Below are 16,508 nucleotides of genomic sequence, written 5' to 3'. Positions count from 1 at the left end.
TTCTCTACTCAGTGATATGATTTCTTTGGATAACTCGTAATTTTGCTGACCGTGACCGATTATTTTCATCTAACTCTTCCTGACTTGCCAAAATTGGTTTGCGATTGACTAAAGCAAAATCTGCTTCTGTTCTTTCAGGTAAGATGGGTAAATTGGGTGGCAAATCCGGTCTACTAGATTTATCTCTAAATAATTGTTTTACAATCCGATCTTCTAATGAATGAAATGAAATAACTGAAATACGTCCCCCCACTTTTAATAAAGTAAAAGCCTGATTCAAAGAGGTCTCAATTACATTTAATTCATCATTAACAGCAATACGGATGGCTTGAAAGGTCCGCTTAGCAGGATGGCCACCACTGCGACGGGTAGCCGCTGGAATGGCCTCTTTCACTATTTCAGCTAATTCTAAAGTGGTTTCAATCGGCTTATTTTTACGAGCTTGCTCAATGGCTCGGGTAATCCGTTTGGCAAAACGTTCCTCACCATAATGATCAATGATTTTCACAATTTTTTCATAAGGCCATTCATTAACAATTTCATAGGCTGTCAATTTATCTTCTTGATTCATTCTCATATCGAGAGGAGCCTCTTTTTTATAAGAAAATCCTCTCTCCGCTTGGTCTAATTGAGGAGATGACACTCCCAAATCATAGTAAATTCCATCAACATAGGAAACGCCTCTCTCTGCTAATTGCTCCTTTAGTTGAGCAAAGTTTGCATGGATAAAGGTCACTTGGTCTTTTTCAATATAGTCATGCAAACGGTCTTGGGCATTTTTAATTGCATTCATATCCTGGTCAAAGGCATATAAATGCCCTTTGGGTGATAAGAGACTTAATAAATAAGCCGCATGACCAGCCCCACCTAGGGTACAATCAACATAGATTCCATTTGGATTTATATCTAATTGATCAATGGTTTCGTGTAATAAAACACTCGTATGTTTAAAATTTTCCATTCCTTACCCACCTATAAACCAAAATCAATCATATCTTCAGCAATCATTTCAAAATTATCTTCAGCAATATTTGCAAACTCATCCCATTTTGCACTGCTCCAAATCTCAATACGGTTTGATACGCCGATCACGCGACATTCCTTATCGATCTTTGCAAAAGTGATTAAGTTTTCTGGTAAATTAATGCGTCCTTGCTTATCCAATTCTACTTCAGTGGCAGCTGAATAAAAGAACCGGCTAAAAGCACGGGCGTCTTTTTTTGCAAGTGGTAATTGACTTAATTTGGCTTGTAAGTCTTCCCATTGTTTACTGGGAAAACCAAATAAACATCCATCTAATCCTCGAGTTACAATAAATCTTTCCCCTAAATCGGGACGAAACTTAGCCGGCATGATCAGACGCCCTTTATTGTCAATATTATGTTTATATTCACCAATTAGCATCTGTCACCCCTCCTATTCTAAGTTATTCTAATTCTACCACATCCCCCCACTCTTCTCCACTATTTACCCAAAAAAACAAAAAAAAATAACACCCGAGGGGTGTTATTGGTTGTAAATATGATTATATCAAGCTTTACTCCGGATAAATATCTGACTAAAAAGTGGGGGCTTTTCCCTAAATAAAGTAGGTATAAATTCGTACTAGATAGAGTCCTAGTAAAAAACCACTTAAAGCTGTAAAGGCAACTTTTGAAGCTGCTAAATAATACGGTACTAATCTAAACTCAGCGAGACCCTGAATATACTTATATAAGTGAACCGCCAAGCAAAATACAGTTAAATAGATTGACACCGGCAAAAGTGAAAAAGAAAAGACCAATTTACTTAAGCTATCAATCAAGCCTAACCAAGCTGGTAATAAGACAATGGCAATGGTTAGCGGTAGACCCTTAAATCGTTTAAGAAAAAACTTGCCGTAGCGTAAGCCAAAATATATTAAGACAAAGGGTAAAATATATAATAGCAATTCTGTTATCAGAAATTTATTTGGCATACTTTACTCCTCCACTCCTGTTTGCCCCTCCAAATATAAAAGCCCATAAATCATTCTTACTTACAATGAGCTGATAGCTAAAACTATCACTCTCCTAATTGTTAAGTAAATACCTATTCTTAAGGGTAAATGACTTATAGACTTTAATATTCACAGATAGATTTTGCTAAAAAGTACTTATCTTATTTAATAAAATTAAAAATATGGAACCAGGTATCTTGATTAAATACTTCCCAAATCGAACCGCCGCCAAGAAGAATATAACCCACAAAAATACCAATGATAAAAACTAGACAAACTAAAAGCAAAAAAATGAGTAACTTAAAAATTGTCTTTAAGGCTGGAAAAAGAATTGAATCGCGCAATGCTATCTTATCATTAGCCAAATCAAATTCCTCCTAACCAATTAAACGTCGCATAATTCGCTGGAATAATTGACGTAATCTTTGTTTTCTACTTACTTGAACAGTACTTAATTTGCCTGATTCAATTAAATCTAACATTAACCCTGTCCCAATGGCCACACAATTCATGGGTTGCTCAGCCTGAATAACTGACACATTCAGATAATTGGAAAGGAATGTATCTAGATTTGAAATCAGAGCCCCACCACCTGTTAGAATAATACCGCCCTCCATAATATCAGCCGCTATTTCTGGCGACTGATCCTCTAAAAGTCTTTGAGCACGTTGACCTAAAATTTCTAGATGGCTATGAAGTGCTTGATATAAATCATTCGAATCCGCATTCAAAGAGGTAGGTAAACCATTAAGCAAACTCCGTCCGCTTATCTCAAAGCTCTCAACAAGTTTATCCTCTACTTCAATGGCTGTGGCTAGATTAATTTTAACCATTTCAGCGGTTCTTGCACCGATTAAGACTTGGTAATGATCACTAAAGTAATTAATAATCGCTTGGTCAAAGAATTGACCTGCTTCCTCAAATGATTGGTTAACCAAGACATCTCTACCTGAGAGTACCGCCATATCGCTAGTACCCCCACCGATATCAATTACCATCGCGCCATGGCTTTGATTCATATCAAAACCAGCTCCGGTTGCAGCCATTAAGATTTGCTCTTCGATATAAATTTTACCACCGGTCACCTTTTGAACAACATCAATTAAAGATTGTTTTTGAAAATCTGAGACCTTAGATGGGGCAGAGATTAAAACCTTTGGTCTTGCTAACCAAGACCTACTAGGTAACTCTTTTAAAAGTAAAACCAAAAGTGCTTCGGCGAAATCATAGTCCGCAATGACTCCTCCCTGTAAAGGGTGGATAACTTGAATATGGTCAGATGTCCGCCCTTGCATTTCATAGGCTTTTCGTCCAGCCGCAATGACCTCACGACTTTGTCGATTAACAGCTATCACAGCAGGCTCATTCAAAACAATGCCCCTACCCTTTAGATGAATCAAAACATTGGCAGTACCTAAATCTATGCCTATTTCTCTGCTCATAGCTCAGTCTCCATTCATCCAATGATAAACTATTGTTTAATTAATACTTTATTGCTTGTTACTTCAGAAATAGGTGAAATATTTACACGTTCAATATCTGCACCTAACTGGCGTAATTTAAGATGGAATTGATAATAACCGCGATCTAAGTATTGAAGATTTGATACCCGAGTCAAGCCCTTAGCTTTTAGGCCTGCGATAATTAGGGCAGCTGCTGCTCTTAAGTCAGTTGCTTTCACATTTGCCCCAGTAAATTCAGTCGGTCCATACATAATCGCGGTTTGACGATCCGCTGTAAATTTAGCTGACATCCGCCGTAATTCTTCTAGATGCATAAAACGGTTTTCAAACACAGTCTCATTCATAACTGATGTTCCATCTGCAAGTAATTGAGCAATCGTCATTTGAGCTTGCATATCTGTTGGAAATCCAGGATAAGGTAAGGTTTTAACATCGGTTGCTTTTAATTTTGCTGGTCCTATGACCCGGATACCTTCATCGTGTTCCTCGAAAACAACCCCCATCTCAGTTAATTTAGAGATTAAAGGCCGGTTATGTTCACGCATAGCACCTTCGACAAAAACATCACCTTGAGTGACCGCGGCTGCTACCATAAACGTACCTGCTTCAATTCGATCTGGGATAACTGAATGCTCAGTACCATGAAGGGCTTTTACCCCACGGATACGAATCGTTTCGGTTCCTGCACCCACAATTTTAGCCCCCATGCGATTTAAGAAATTGGCTAAATCCACAATTTCTGGTTCACGGGCTACGTTTTCAAGAATAGTTTCGCCCTCAGCCAGAGTTGCCGCAATCATAATGTTTTCAGTCGCACCGACACTAGGAAAATCTAAATAAATCCGCGCACCTTTTAGTTGATCTGCTTGTGCTTCTACATATCCCGCTTGACTATTTATTTTGGCACCTAAAGCTTCAAACCCTTTTAAATGTAGGTCAATTGGACGCATACCAATAGCACACCCTCCCGGCATAGCAACTTTAGCGTGGCCAAAACGTGCTAAAAGCGGCCCCATTACTACAACGGAAGCACGCATTTTACTTACAAAATCATATTCAGCAACAGACTCAACATGGCCTGAAGCATCAAGAATCATTTGGTTATTTACTTCATCAAACTGATTTACCACACCAATTCGATTCAATAATTCGTTTAAAGTATGTACATCTGACAATACTGGTACATTGGATAAGTGAACTTGTCCCGTTTCTGCTAAAATTGCGCCTGCTAAGATTGGTAATACAGCATTTTTTGCGCCTTCAACTTTAACAGCTCCTTGCAAACGGTTGCCACCTTGCACAATGATTTCTTCCATGAAAAAATTCTCCTTTTGAAAGCTATCGTTTTGGAGCCAACGATAGAATTATGTTTATTTAATTTAGAGAAGTTGACTCATAACGATATTTTGGACAACTTCAATGATCTCGATAAAAAATGAACCAACTAGGTAGCCTAAGGCTATACTTAGCATGTACAACATAAACCGGGCATAATTAGCATCTTCTTTGACAAAAAAGAAAGACCAATTAAATCGGCTTAAGATAAGGTAACTAAGTATCACAAACATGAGCCTAATAATCAGCACTGCCATACCATTTAAAATTAGCATCATGTATCACCTACCAGTCCAATTTCAATCATAGCACAATTTATTCACTTTTGAAATAAAAGCAGTAAATTTTCAATGCCACTCCAAAAAATTAAAACGTAATCATAGTCTAACCTTTTATGGTTAACGCGGAGTATCACTATTTTTTCAAACAGGTTACAAAGCTTTAACAAGGGAGCAGGACTGAAGCATGAAAATCTCATGAAAATCTCTGCTTTTCGCTTTCTGGGGCACTTGGATGAAAACGACTTAGAACTACAACATACCACCTAACTATATATAGATGGTCTAGAAAGATTCAAAAAAGTGGGACTGTTTGCCCCCCGTTTCTCTTCAAACAGTTCAAAATAAAAAGCCCCTAAGCTTGAAAATATTTTTCAAAGCTTAGAAAGGCTAATTAAACTATGAGATGATTTTTTATTGATAGCCATAAGTCCGTTGATGGTTATGGATATCCTTAATATAAAAACCATGGTAATTTGCTTCAGGTTTCCCTAAAAAGTCAGAACCATCTTGCGGTAGTCTAGTTTGATAAATTCTTTCATAGTCTGCAATTGATAAGGCTTTTCTATTTTCTAACATTTTGATAATTAAGTTAGAATCAACTTGCATATCAAAATTTGCTTGAATTTCAAGGATAAATAATTCTGCTACAGCCCCTGAACCATAAGAGAACATAGCAATCTTATCACCAGCATCTAACTTTTCATCATTGATTAAGAGCGAGAGTAAGCTCATATATAAGGATCCTGTATATATATTACCCACTTGCCGATTAATTAAGGTGGCAGTTTCAAGATGACTAGTCCACTCTTGGACTCGGTCTAGAGAAACCATACCTTGAGCTAGTTTTAAGGCCTTTTGGGCTATTTTTGTAAAAGGCATATGGAAAAGAAAGGCCTTACTTTGTTCAACAACACCAGGATAGCGCTGTTGAAATTCGGCTAAAAGGGCCTGATAAAACTCGAGGAAAATCCCAGTTGAATATTGACCTTTAACCAAGGCCTTATCCATATATATTGGCCGCCAAAAGTCATAATGACTCTTGGTCATTGCTAGATTTGTATCATCAATAGCTAAAATTGTCGGTTGGGCTTTTACTAAAAAAGCCAAGGCTCCTGCCCCTTGGGTCACTTCACCCGAACTATCAAGCCCGTACCTTGAGATATCACTTGAAATCACTAAGACTTTGGCTTCTGGATGCAATAAGACATAGTCTTTAGCCATTTGTAAGGCCGCTGTAGCTGAATAACAAGCTTGTTTCATTTCAAATGATCTGGCGAAAGGTTGAATCTCCAAAAGATCATGAATATACGAGGCGGCTGATTTAGATAAATCAAAAGATGACTCAGTTGCAAAGATAATTTGATCAATATCTTGTTTATCCTGGTTACTTAATATTTGCTCAGCTGCATTGGCTCCCATAGTTACAATATCTTCATAGATTTCAGGCACTGCCATTTTATCCTGTCCAATACCGACAGTAAATTTTTCTAAAGCAACATGACGAGCATCTGATAGGTCTTCCATTGCTAGATACTGTTGTGGCACATAGAAACCAATTTTGTCGATCCCAACTATAGTTTTTTTCACAGGTTTGAATCACTCCCTTATAGTTTACGAATCAGTTCTAATCCCTCGTGAGCCTTTTGCCGATTCATAAAGCTTTGTTTAATTAAATAATCTACTAATTCTGGCAATTCTTCTACGCTAGCTCCAACTTGTAGCGCTAATGACCGAGCTTGCATCCGCATATGCCCTTTTTGAATTCCCTCAGTTACAAGGGCCTTAAGAGCTGCTAAATTCTGGATTAATCCCACCGCTACCATTATTTCTGCTAATTGACTAGCCGATGGTTGGCCTAAAAGACTCAGTGCCCACTGAGCTTGTGGTTGAATCGATAAGGTCCCTCCTACCGTTGCTACAGGTAATGGTAAACTTAAGCGGCCTTTTAAATCACTTCCATCAAGCTGCCATTCAGACATGGCCCGATAGCCACCTTTACGGCTGGCATAAGCATGACTTGCTGCCTCAATGGCCCGCCAATCGTTCCCAGTTGCTAGGGCCAGACCGTCAATTCCATTCATGATGCCTTTATTATGGGTAGTAGCTCGATAGATATCTAAATTAGCATAGCTAGTTGCTACGACAATCTTTTCAGCCACTATCTGTCCCTTAAGAGAATCAGTCGCTAAACGTTCAACAGGAATGATGACTTCAGCGGTTGCTAAGGCTTGCTCAGAATAATTAGACAGAATTGACATTAAAGGGGCTTGTCCTAAAAGTTCTGTTAGTCTTGGCGCAAGATTCTCAAGCACCGTGTTAATTGCGTTTGCCCCCATGGCATCACAAGGATTGAAAGATAAATAGACCGTAAAGAAATTGTCACCCGCCTGATTAACTTGCTTGGACCAAATTTCAGTCGGTCCACCGCCGCGGCTTACCATCGATGGGCTCGCCTCTTTGGCTAAAGCTAACAATTCCTCCTGATGAGCTTGAATGATTTTTCGGCCCTCCACTTGAATATCAAGATTAGCAAAAATTATTTGCCCCGTAATCAGTCTTTGGCCGTATGAAGTCGTAATTGAATCAACCAATTTTGCTGCATTGGATAAGGCTGCAATCACTGAGGGCTCCTCTATTGCTAAGGGAATCAAATAATCTTTATGATTAATGGTAAAGTTGGGGGCAATACCAAATGGCAATTCATAATTAAAAAGGTAATTTTCAATCATTTGATTACCGATACTCGCCTCCAGGTGATGAAGGGCATGTGCGTCTTGATTGGTTGTTTCTTTAAGCAAACGAAAACGGTCTGCTAAATCTAACCGATAAAAACCAGTATATAATGGATTTTTAGCCATAAGTATGCTTATTTAGTCCCAAAGATACGGTCACCAGCATCGCCTAAACCTGGCACAATGTAACCATGGTCATTCAAATGATCATCCAAAGCCGCAACATAAATATCTACATCTGGGAAGGCATCGCGCAAGGCGTTCACACCTTCTGGTGCAGCAACTAAGCCAACAAAAGTCATATTTTCTTGTTTTACATTGTATTTATTTTCTAACTGACTTAAGGCCGCAATCGCAGAAGCACCTGTAGCTAGCATTGGATCGACCACATAGACATGGCGTTCATCAATATCCACAGGAAATTTAGCAAAATATTCAACTGCTTCTAAAGTTTCCGGATCACGGTACATCCCAATGTGACCCACCCGGGCTGCGGGAATTAAAGACATGAAACCATCAACCATGCCCAAACCCGCTCTTAAAATTGGAACAATGGCTTGTTTTTTACCAGCAATCCGTGTTTGGACTGATTTAGTAATAGGGGTTTCAATTTCAACATCTTCTAAAGGTAAACTACGGGTTACTTCATAGGCTAATAATGTTGCGATTTCATTGAGCACTTCTTTAAACACTTTTGAAGAAGCATTTTTATCCCGAATAATTGTAAGTTTATGTTGAATTAAAGGATGATCGACTACTTGAAATTTTGCCATGGTATTTCCTCCTAAATTTATCTATAAAACCTGAGTAACATTAATTCCTGACTTATTATAACACATGTGTTGCGGCTTTCGATAATCGATTCATGTAGGCTTGATGGTCTGCTACTTTGGGATCTAAGCCCTGAACCATTAAAATTTTCGCTGAACTCTCTTCTAATGCCCTAAGTCCAGCAAATAAATGCCGGGTTGCTGACTCCCAGTCACCCTTTTTACCTAGACTGTAAGAAGCAACCACTTTCTGATGGTTTTGCAAGGAAGTGATATGGTCCTGGTAGGCCAAAATAGCAACTGCTTCTGGAAATTTATCAATTTCTTCTTGCCAATCTTCGAGAGTATGATCAAAAGCCATGAGATAAACTGGTTGTTTGGGTGAATAGTGTCGATACTTAACCCCCGGACTCATAATAGCCTGATTAGCCAACTGTTCTGCTGCTGTCCGTACATGGGCTGGAACACCAATTGCCTCTTCAATCATATTCACGGTGACATGACCAGGCCGTAAAATCTCGATATGGTCTGCTAGCGGAAGCACAACGGTTGACTCGACCCCAATTGCTGTTAGTTCAGCTTGATTAGCCACAACTCCTGCAATTTTCCCATTAAAATCATGGAGGACATGAGCTAAGCTAGTTGGCGATGGTTTTCCTGATAAATTTGCTGAAGGGCCAACAAGAGGAAAGCCAACCTTGTCAATTAAAGCCAAGGTTTGGTCTTGATCTGGCATCCGAAAGCCCGCAGTATTTTGTCCTGCAGTTGCTGCTGGGGCAAAGGTGCCTGTTTTAATTGGCAAGATGATAGTCAAAGGCCCTGGCCAGAATTTTTCCATCAGAGCTTGAGCAAGCGGCGAAACGCTTGCGGCGTAATGATGGACAGATTCAATTGAAGCTACATGGATAATTAAGGGATTATCATTGGGGCGTCCCTTGGTTTTAAAGACTGACTGAACGGCTGCTTCATTATTAGCAATTGCCCCTAGACCAAATACCGTTTCAGTGGGAAATGCTACAAGACCGCCTTCTTTTAAACATTGAGCCGCTTGATCAAGTTGATCAGGCATAAAAATGTGAGTTTTCATTTTATTTTTCAATTTATCACCTACTCATATCTTAATTTGTACAAAACGATCTTTAGCATAGAAGTCTTTATGAATCGTAATCTCGGCCTGCGGAAAAGCTTCTTTGAAAATCGCAGCTACCTTCTGGCCTTGACGAAAACCGATTTCTAATAGAATAAGTCCTTGTTTATCAATAAAGGCAGGTAACTCTTGGGCCAGCTTTTGATAAATTGCTAGGCCCTCTTGGTCAGCAAATAAAGCCAAATGAGGTTCATAATTGATGACCGACGGATCCATTAAATCAAGCTCATCCAATGCAATATAAGGCGGATTGGATACAATTAATTGATATTTTTTCTTAGGTACCGTCTTACATACATCACTTAAGAAAAAGTCTACATGGATGGCCATTGTTTCTGCATTTACCCGCGCAATTTTTAAAGCTTCTTCAGAAATATCTGAAGCGACTACTTGAGCTTGAGGAAAAACTTTAGCTAATTCAATGGCTAAAATCCCGGTTCCAGTCCCGATATCTAGAATCTGTGTAGGGGCTGAATCCCCGAAGAATTTTATCGCTAAATCAATAAGCCCACCTGTTTCTTCTCGGGGTATCAGGGTCGCTAGACTCACTTGGTACCATGTTCCGCGAAAATTAGCTCGCCCCAGTAAATATTGAAGGGGCTGTCCTTGGCTTAACCCTTCCAAAACCCTACAAAAATCAGGCCAAGCAAAGGTCTGACAAGGCTCTTGTAAATGGCTGACTAAATCATTTAAAGTCCAATCTTTAAAATCTAACCAGGCACTTTGGACTAAGCCAGGATTTTGACCTTCTTGCTGCAAAAAAGCCGAAGCATTGGCTAAGGCTTCGGCTAAAGAGCCACTAAAGAGCGGGTCCATTTAATTCCTCCAACTTCTGACTTTGATCATAGAGCACTAAAGCATCAATGATTTCATCAAGGTTTCCTGATAAAACAGAATCTAATTGTTGTAGGGTTAAACCAATTCGATGGTCGGTCACCCGTGATTGTGGGAAATTATAGGTGCGAATCCGTTCAGACCGGTCTCCAGTCCCCACTTTTAATTTACGTTCAGAATCATATTCTGATTGAGCTTGGGAACGAACTTGGTCATAAACCCGGGCACGTAAAATCTTCATGGCTTTTTCCCGGTTCTTTATTTGAGACCGTTCATCTTGCATGGCTACCACCGTATTGGTTGGAATATGGGTTAAACGGACTGCAGAGGCAGTCTTATTAACGTGCTGTCCACCAGCACCGGAGGCATGATAAATATCTACCCGGATATCATTTTCATCTAATTCAAAGTCGATTTCTTCAGCTTCGGGCATAACTACTACGGTTGCAGTTGAGGTATGGACGCGCCCTTGTGATTCTGTTTGCGGTACCCGTTGGACCCGGTGGGCGCCATTTTCAAATTTTAATTTACTATATACCTTATTTCCTGTAATCATTAAGGTTACTTCTTTATATCCACCTATACCGGTTATATTAGCGTCTAAAACTTCCGTCTTCCAACCTTGCTTATCGGCATACTTGGTATACATATTTAATAAATCACCCGCGAATAATTGGGCTTCGTCGCCTCCAGCAGCACCACGAATTTCCATAATAATATTTTTGCCATCATTAGGATCTTCAGGCAACATCAATAATTTAATATCTTCTTGTAATTGTTCATTCTCAGCTTTGAGGCTGGCCAATTCTTCTTTAGCCATCGCTAAAATGTCGTCATCGGATTCTTCGGAAAGCATGGCTTCGGTATCTTCAATTTCAGCTTCAACTTCTTTATAACGCCGAATTTTTTCAACTTTCGGTCTCAAATCAGCTTCTTCAATCGTCAATTCTCTAAGTCGGTTACTATCGGCGATGACGGTTGGGTCTGATAAGAGTTCATTCACTTCATCATACCGGATTAAGAGACTATCTAACTGTTCGAACATTCATTCTCCTCCTATAAAATGGGATCTCAATCTAAATTTTCTAAATGCGGATGGAAATAACATTTACGGCAAACTGGCAAATAGGATTCATTGCCTCCAATTTGAATTTGTTCGCCAGCATAAACTGGCTTACCATTGGCGATTCTTAGATTCATTGAGGCTTTACGATGACAAAACCAGCAGATTGTTTTTAGTTCCTCAATTTTATCCGCGTAAAGAAGTAGATATTTAGAACCTTCGAAGAGTTCGTTAGTAAAATCATTTTTTAAGCCGAAGGCCATGACGGGAATATCTAATTCATCCACAATCCGCACCAATTGTAAAATATGGGCCTTTTTTAGAAATTGTGCCTCATCCACAAGTATACAAAATAGCTTTTCAGGAGCAGCTTTAACAATCTCAAAAATATCAGTATCTTCAGAAATTGGACTTGCTTCCCGTTCAAATCCAGTACGACTAGCTACCAGACCGACACCAGAACGATTATCGAGAGCAGAGGTGAAAATTTTAACAGGTTTATGTTGTTCCTCGTAATTATGGGCCACCTTAATAATTTCGATTGACTTACCGGAATTCATTGCACCATATTTGAAGTATAGTTTCGCCATGTCACCACTCCTTTTTGTCTACTTTCAACCATTAATAATAAGTTAATCCTTAGGTTTAGTCAAATGGAATAGTATTGGTGGTAATAATCTAATCAATCATTTTCCCCTGTCTTTCTACCCAATTACTTAGGGAACTTTTTTATTTTTTCTTAGTGAGAAAATAGCAAAACATCCTTCTCTAGTTTATTTTTCTAAAATAAAAAACTTGTTGATCTTCTGTCATTTCTAGAATTGATAGACTCGCTAAATGTTCAAGATGGGCCATAGTTTCACCAGCTGCAAACCATTTTTGGGCAGGAGGAAATTCTTGCCAACCTTTGGCTTTTATCCGCCAAGAAATTTGAGTGGCCACATCCTTAACTGAGTAATCCCTACCAGGCTCCATAGCGGCTAGTACTTCATTTAAGCGTTCTTGGTGATGTAATCGTAATTGATCCAGTCTTTGCTTGGGCGCTTTAATGACTTGACGATGAGCCGCAAAAGCCAAGTCTAATTCAAGATCTTTTAACCTAGTTAGGGTATTAAGGTAAGAACCCAAAATATCTGGGGTTTGGTCTGTCCAATAACATATATTGGGCGAAATAGGGTCAAGAATCGTATCCCCTGAAAAAATTAATTTCTTTTCTTTATCATAAAGTCCAATATGACCAGGGGTATGACCAATCAAATCAATGACTTTAAAAGAAAAATCATCGACTTGATAAGTATCCCCGGGATTTAATGGGCGTAAGGGGAGCGCTTGTTTACAACGGTATAAAACATTAGGACTTTGGGCCCAGTCCATTTCATGTTCATCTAGTCCATAATGGCGACAGGTATCAATAAAATTCTGATAATCTGGTTCTAAGATATTTTTATTTATGATAATTCCATCAACATCACTTGCATAAATTGGACAGCCAAGGTTGGCAAAATAGTCAGCTAAACCAGTATGGTCAACATGAAGGTGGGTCAAAATGACCTCTAAATGGTTCATATCCACCTCAAGCTCATTTAATCCTGCTAACAATTGTTGCTGGCAGAGGTCATGGTGAAAAGCAGTATCAACTAGGACCGTCTTGTCATTCCCCTTAATCACATACGCATTAATCTGTTTTAAGGGACTTTCAGGTAAATCAACCGAAAATGTGTAAACTTTAGGATATACTTCTTTAATCATAGGATTCCTCCTTCAAAATTTGAAAACGCTTTATAATGCATATATTATATTATTTTTTCTTATGCTTCAATAAGTTTAACTAAAAGAGAATAATATTGATTTAATCCGAGAAGCTTTATTTTTTAGGAATAAATTGCTATGATATACATTGAATTTTAATAGGAGGAGAAGCTATGTCAATTAGAACAAGCATCGCTCAATCAGTTGGAAAATTTACTAAATGGGGCTTAACCACCTTCACTAATGGTGGGTCAAGTCTCCCGGGCAAACTAGCCCAAACCCTTGACCCCAATATTCTCAATCATTTAGCAGAAAATTATGATGTCGCTGTAATCACAGGTACCAATGGTAAAACCTTAACTACAGCTTTAACTGTTCAAGCGCTCGCTGAAAAGTATCCTAATATTTTAACCAACCCAACCGGTTCAAATATGCAACAAGGGATTATTTCAGCTTTCTTGGATGCTAAACCCTTGAAAAATGGGGAAAGAGGGATTGCTATCTTAGAAATAGATGAAGGCTCACTGAAACATGTGGTCAAGGCACTTCAGCCCAAAGTCTTCCTCCATACCAATGTTTTTCGCGATCAAATGGACCGATATGGCGAAATTTATACCATTTATAGCTTAATGACGGATGCAGCTAAAATGGTCCCGCAAGCCACTGTAATTGCTAACGGCGACTCACCTATTTTCAACTCTACTTCTTTAGAAAATCCACGTGAGTTCTACGGGTTTGATTATCAGGAAGACCATGAAGTCCAAGTTGCTCCAAATACAGATGCAATTCTTTGTCCTCATTGTGACCATGTGCTTCAGTATCATAGTCTTTCCTATGCCAATCTAGGAAAGTATTATTGCCCTAATTGTGATTTCAAGCGTCCCGCTTTAACCCACTCTGTTAATGCACTACATGAACTTACATTGAAGGACTCAAGTTTCCAAATCGATGGCCATGATTTTACAATTCCTGTGGCTGGTTTATATAATATTTATAATGCCCTATCTGCCTATTCTCTTGCTTCCTTCTTTGGCCTATCACCCGAACAAATTAAGGCAGGCTTTAGTAAGGCTAAACGAGTTTTTGGCCGCCAAGAAATTTTTGAAATCGAAGGTCACCAAATTCTCCTCAACTTAGTTAAAAATCCAGTCGGCTTAAACCAAGTTTTAGACTTAGTGAACCTTGATCAAAATCCTTATAGCTTGGTGGCAATTCTTAATAACGATTATGCGGATGGAACTGACGTATCTTGGATTTGGGATGGTCATTTTGAAAAACTACAAGATGCTCCGATTCAAGAAGTGATTACTTCAGGTATGAAAGCTAAAGAAATGACGCGACGCTTAGAAGTCGCCGGTCTTGATAAAAATGGCATCCAGGAAGTTTCAGATTACCAAGCTTTAGTCGAACAAATCAAACAATCACCCAGTAAAAATGTCCATATTCTCGCAACCTATACTGCAATACTCGGTTTACGAAAATATTTAATTGATCATCATTATCTCAAACAATAGGAGGAATGAAATGAAAGTTTTACGCATCTGCCACCTCTATGGCAATCTCATGAATACCTATGGAGATAATGGTAACTTATTAATGTTACAATATTACGGACAGCAAGCTGGCTTAACGGTTCAAACCACCCTAGTGAGTATTGGCGATGAATTCAATGCTGAGGATTTTGACCTAGTCTTTTTTGGCGGCGGTCAGGACTATGAACAAAAAATTGTCTCCCAAGACATCCAACGTTTACAGCCTGAAATTAAAAAATTTATTGAAAATGATGGAGTCTTTCTCGCCATCTGCGGTGGTTTTCAATTACTCGGTCAGTACTATATTAATGCTGCTGGCGACCGACTTCAAGGTTTAGGCATCCTCCCCCACTACACCGAACGTCAAATTAATTCTCGCTTTATTGGGGATATCGAAATCTTTGATGAAGAAAATCAACAGACCTATCTTGGCTTTGAAAACCATAATGGGGTGACCTTCTTAGGTGATTGTCTTAAGCCTCTAGGAAAAGTCATTTCAGGCCACGGCAATAATAATCAAGATAAAACCGAAGGCGTCCACTATAAAAATACCTTTGGCTCTTATTTCCATGGTCCATTGCTTGTTCGGAATGAATGGTTGGCCCATCACTTAATTAGTCTTGCAACCCAACAAATATAATTTTATAGCTTGAAAAAAGGGTGTATCAAACGGAACTGTTTGATACACCCTCTTTTTATTATTTATATAAATTAGAACATTACTATTTAAGGGGAAGGTTTGATTAATAGTATCGCTCAAATTTTCTATTTCTTGCTCGCTAACATTTCAAGCTAAATTCATAGTTTTTTCTTTTTGAAAAGATAAGTACTAGTCATAGCGATCTATAGCCATCTCTAAAAAATAATCATCTTCTATTGTCAAAATTAACTCTTAACTAATCTTTATGCTTCAAAACAATTAAGGATAAATATTCCTCCAAGGTTAAGTTGTGCCGACTAATAAAAGAAGCATGTTTATTACCCACATAACGAAAATGCCATGGCTCATAGTTATAACCAGTAATTTCTTCTTTTCCCTCTGGATATCTTAAGATAAAGCCAAATTCAGGGGCGGTCTGAGCTAACCACTGCGCTGATGGCATTTGACCATAGGAAGCCATTAACTCACCGCCCTGACTTGTCCAATCAGATCCCAATAAATCAAGAGCTAAACCACTTAAATGCTCTGAAGCATCTGCTGGGGCATAAAACATATCTACATACATTTGTGCTGTATCAGGATCAAGACCTTCAGATAGATAAGAATGATATCTAGCTAAACGATTATTAGCCTGACTTTCCATCGAGCGATAAGCTGACACAATGGAAAAATAAAAACCATCATTAACCGCTGCCTGCATCCACTCGTTAAAGGATGGAGAAGCTAAGGCATTATACAACAAGCCTTGATCAGAATACACCCCTTCAAAATCAATTTCTGTGCTAACTGGATTTTCCTTATTAATTAAAATTAGTTCAGGTTCATCAAGATTAAGATCCTGAGGCAATAAATCTAATAACTTTGAGACTTCCTTTTTGCCTAAGCTATTCTCTAAGTCAAGCCTTGACATGAGCTGAAGGTCCGAATTTTGAGCATCTACCCTTAAACTGATTGTCATTATAA

Annotated in this window: 18 protein-coding genes; 2 read left to right on the top strand and 16 right to left on the bottom strand. The window is 38.7% G+C overall.

Annotated features, from left to right (window positions below):
- Positions 1-4 precede the first annotated feature (4 nt).
- The 15 genes from rsmH to G396_RS0104645 all read right to left on the bottom strand — a co-directional run bounded on the left by rsmH (position 5) and on the right by G396_RS0104645 (position 13,352).
- On the bottom strand, positions 5-961 hold the full coding sequence (gene rsmH / locus G396_RS0104715) for a 16S rRNA (cytosine(1402)-N(4))-methyltransferase RsmH (protein WP_006418290.1): 957 nt from the start codon (positions 959-961) through the stop codon (positions 5-7).
- Positions 962-972: 11 nt separating this feature from the next.
- Positions 973-1,404: a division/cell wall cluster transcriptional repressor MraZ gene (mraZ, locus tag G396_RS0104710; protein ID WP_028125215.1), complete on the bottom strand. Its 432-nt coding sequence runs from the start codon at positions 1,402-1,404 to the stop codon at positions 973-975.
- A 175-nt stretch (positions 1,405-1,579) separates the two neighbouring features.
- The gene (locus G396_RS0104705; protein WP_006418551.1) at positions 1,580-1,957 is read right to left on the bottom strand and encodes a hypothetical protein; all 378 of its coding nucleotides are present in this window, start codon (positions 1,955-1,957) and stop codon (positions 1,580-1,582) included.
- 182 nt (positions 1,958-2,139) lie between these two features.
- Positions 2,140-2,343, bottom strand: a complete 204-nt coding sequence (locus tag G396_RS10175; RefSeq protein ID WP_006418175.1) for a DNA-directed RNA polymerase subunit beta — start codon at positions 2,341-2,343, stop codon at positions 2,140-2,142.
- 12 nt (positions 2,344-2,355) lie between these two features.
- Positions 2,356-3,420 (bottom strand): rod shape-determining protein, encoded by a 1,065-nt coding sequence (mreB, locus tag G396_RS0104695; RefSeq protein ID WP_006418275.1) that lies wholly within the window; start codon positions 3,418-3,420, stop codon positions 2,356-2,358.
- Positions 3,421-3,449: 29 nt separating this feature from the next.
- Positions 3,450-4,757, bottom strand: a complete 1,308-nt coding sequence (gene murA / locus G396_RS0104690) for a UDP-N-acetylglucosamine 1-carboxyvinyltransferase (protein WP_028125214.1) — start codon at positions 4,755-4,757, stop codon at positions 3,450-3,452.
- A 63-nt stretch (positions 4,758-4,820) separates the two neighbouring features.
- The gene (locus G396_RS0104685) at positions 4,821-5,054 is read right to left on the bottom strand and encodes a DUF1146 family protein (protein WP_028125213.1); all 234 of its coding nucleotides are present in this window, start codon (positions 5,052-5,054) and stop codon (positions 4,821-4,823) included.
- 414 nt (positions 5,055-5,468) lie between these two features.
- On the bottom strand, positions 5,469-6,644 hold the full coding sequence (locus tag G396_RS0104680) for a hydroxymethylglutaryl-CoA synthase (protein WP_028125212.1): 1,176 nt from the start codon (positions 6,642-6,644) through the stop codon (positions 5,469-5,471).
- 17 nt (positions 6,645-6,661) lie between these two features.
- Positions 6,662-7,915 carry a hydroxymethylglutaryl-CoA reductase, degradative gene (locus G396_RS0104675; RefSeq protein ID WP_028125211.1) on the bottom strand — a complete coding sequence of 418 codons (1,254 nt, stop codon included), beginning with the start codon at positions 7,913-7,915 and terminating at the stop codon, positions 6,662-6,664.
- Between the two features lie 8 nt (positions 7,916-7,923).
- Positions 7,924-8,562, bottom strand: coding sequence for a uracil phosphoribosyltransferase (gene upp / locus G396_RS0104670; RefSeq protein WP_028125210.1), 639 nt, complete (start codon positions 8,560-8,562; stop codon positions 7,924-7,926).
- Between the two features lie 55 nt (positions 8,563-8,617).
- On the bottom strand, positions 8,618-9,628 hold the full coding sequence (locus tag G396_RS0104665; RefSeq protein ID WP_248623903.1) for an L-threonylcarbamoyladenylate synthase: 1,011 nt from the start codon (positions 9,626-9,628) through the stop codon (positions 8,618-8,620).
- 42 nt (positions 9,629-9,670) lie between these two features.
- Positions 9,671-10,522: a peptide chain release factor N(5)-glutamine methyltransferase gene (prmC, locus tag G396_RS0104660; protein WP_028125208.1), complete on the bottom strand. Its 852-nt coding sequence runs from the start codon at positions 10,520-10,522 to the stop codon at positions 9,671-9,673.
- Positions 10,506-11,585, bottom strand: a complete 1,080-nt coding sequence (prfA, locus tag G396_RS0104655) for a peptide chain release factor 1 (protein ID WP_028125207.1) — start codon at positions 11,583-11,585, stop codon at positions 10,506-10,508. The genes prmC and prfA overlap by 17 nt, the downstream gene beginning before the upstream one ends.
- A gap of 26 nt (positions 11,586-11,611) precedes the next feature.
- The gene (locus tag G396_RS0104650) at positions 11,612-12,193 is read right to left on the bottom strand and encodes a thymidine kinase (protein ID WP_028125206.1); all 582 of its coding nucleotides are present in this window, start codon (positions 12,191-12,193) and stop codon (positions 11,612-11,614) included.
- 178 nt (positions 12,194-12,371) lie between these two features.
- On the bottom strand, positions 12,372-13,352 hold the full coding sequence (locus tag G396_RS0104645) for an MBL fold metallo-hydrolase (RefSeq protein WP_028125205.1): 981 nt from the start codon (positions 13,350-13,352) through the stop codon (positions 12,372-12,374).
- Positions 13,353-13,525: 173 nt separating this feature from the next.
- Between G396_RS0104645 and G396_RS0104640 the strand changes: the two genes are divergently transcribed.
- Both G396_RS0104640 and G396_RS0104635 read left to right on the top strand, forming a co-directional pair.
- On the top strand, positions 13,526-14,866 hold the full coding sequence (locus G396_RS0104640) for a Mur ligase family protein (RefSeq protein WP_006418489.1): 1,341 nt from the start codon (positions 13,526-13,528) through the stop codon (positions 14,864-14,866).
- A gap of 10 nt (positions 14,867-14,876) precedes the next feature.
- A complete protein-coding gene (locus G396_RS0104635; RefSeq protein ID WP_006418423.1) occupies positions 14,877-15,524 on the top strand; it encodes a type 1 glutamine amidotransferase in 648 nt (215 codons plus the stop codon).
- A gap of 256 nt (positions 15,525-15,780) precedes the next feature.
- Here G396_RS0104635 and G396_RS10170 read toward each other — a convergent pair whose 3' ends face one another.
- On the bottom strand, positions 15,781-16,455 hold the full coding sequence (locus G396_RS10170) for a M15 family metallopeptidase (protein ID WP_162139962.1): 675 nt from the start codon (positions 16,453-16,455) through the stop codon (positions 15,781-15,783).
- Between the last annotated feature and the right edge of the window lie 53 nt (positions 16,456-16,508).

The organism is Eremococcus coleocola DSM 15696 (assembly GCF_000428865.1).
GTDB classification, from domain to species: Bacteria; Bacillota; Bacilli; order Lactobacillales; family Aerococcaceae; genus Eremococcus; species Eremococcus coleocola.
This window is presented reverse-complemented; position numbering and strand designations above follow the sequence as displayed.

Excerpts from the sequence above, each read along its gene's own strand:
- G396_RS0104665 (WP_248623903.1), bottom strand. The coding sequence starts at position 9,628 with ATGCCTGATCAACTTGATCAAGCGGCTCAATGTTTAAAAGAAGGCGGT.
- mraZ (WP_028125215.1), bottom strand. The coding sequence starts at position 1,404 with ATGCTAATTGGTGAATATAAACATAATATTGACAATAAAGGGCGTCTG.
- G396_RS0104640 (WP_006418489.1), top strand. The coding sequence starts at position 13,526 with ATGTCAATTAGAACAAGCATCGCTCAATCAGTTGGAAAATTTACTAAA.
- rsmH (WP_006418290.1), bottom strand. The coding sequence starts at position 961 with ATGGAAAATTTTAAACATACGAGTGTTTTATTACACGAAACCATTGAT.
- prfA (WP_028125207.1), bottom strand. The coding sequence starts at position 11,585 with ATGTTCGAACAGTTAGATAGTCTCTTAATCCGGTATGATGAAGTGAAT.
- upp (WP_028125210.1), bottom strand. The coding sequence starts at position 8,562 with ATGGCAAAATTTCAAGTAGTCGATCATCCTTTAATTCAACATAAACTT.
- G396_RS0104645 (WP_028125205.1), bottom strand. The coding sequence starts at position 13,352 with ATGATTAAAGAAGTATATCCTAAAGTTTACACATTTTCGGTTGATTTA.
- murA (WP_028125214.1), bottom strand. The coding sequence starts at position 4,757 with ATGGAAGAAATCATTGTGCAAGGTGGCAACCGTTTGCAAGGAGCTGTT.
- prmC (WP_028125208.1), bottom strand. The coding sequence starts at position 10,522 with ATGGACCCGCTCTTTAGTGGCTCTTTAGCCGAAGCCTTAGCCAATGCT.
- G396_RS0104635 (WP_006418423.1), top strand. The coding sequence starts at position 14,877 with ATGAAAGTTTTACGCATCTGCCACCTCTATGGCAATCTCATGAATACC.
- G396_RS10170 (WP_162139962.1), bottom strand. The coding sequence starts at position 16,455 with ATGTCAAGGCTTGACTTAGAGAATAGCTTAGGCAAAAAGGAAGTCTCA.
- G396_RS0104705 (WP_006418551.1), bottom strand. The coding sequence starts at position 1,957 with ATGCCAAATAAATTTCTGATAACAGAATTGCTATTATATATTTTACCC.
- G396_RS0104675 (WP_028125211.1), bottom strand. The coding sequence starts at position 7,915 with ATGGCTAAAAATCCATTATATACTGGTTTTTATCGGTTAGATTTAGCA.
- G396_RS0104650 (WP_028125206.1), bottom strand. The coding sequence starts at position 12,193 with ATGGCGAAACTATACTTCAAATATGGTGCAATGAATTCCGGTAAGTCA.
- mreB (WP_006418275.1), bottom strand. The coding sequence starts at position 3,420 with ATGAGCAGAGAAATAGGCATAGATTTAGGTACTGCCAATGTTTTGATT.
- G396_RS0104685 (WP_028125213.1), bottom strand. The coding sequence starts at position 5,054 with ATGATGCTAATTTTAAATGGTATGGCAGTGCTGATTATTAGGCTCATG.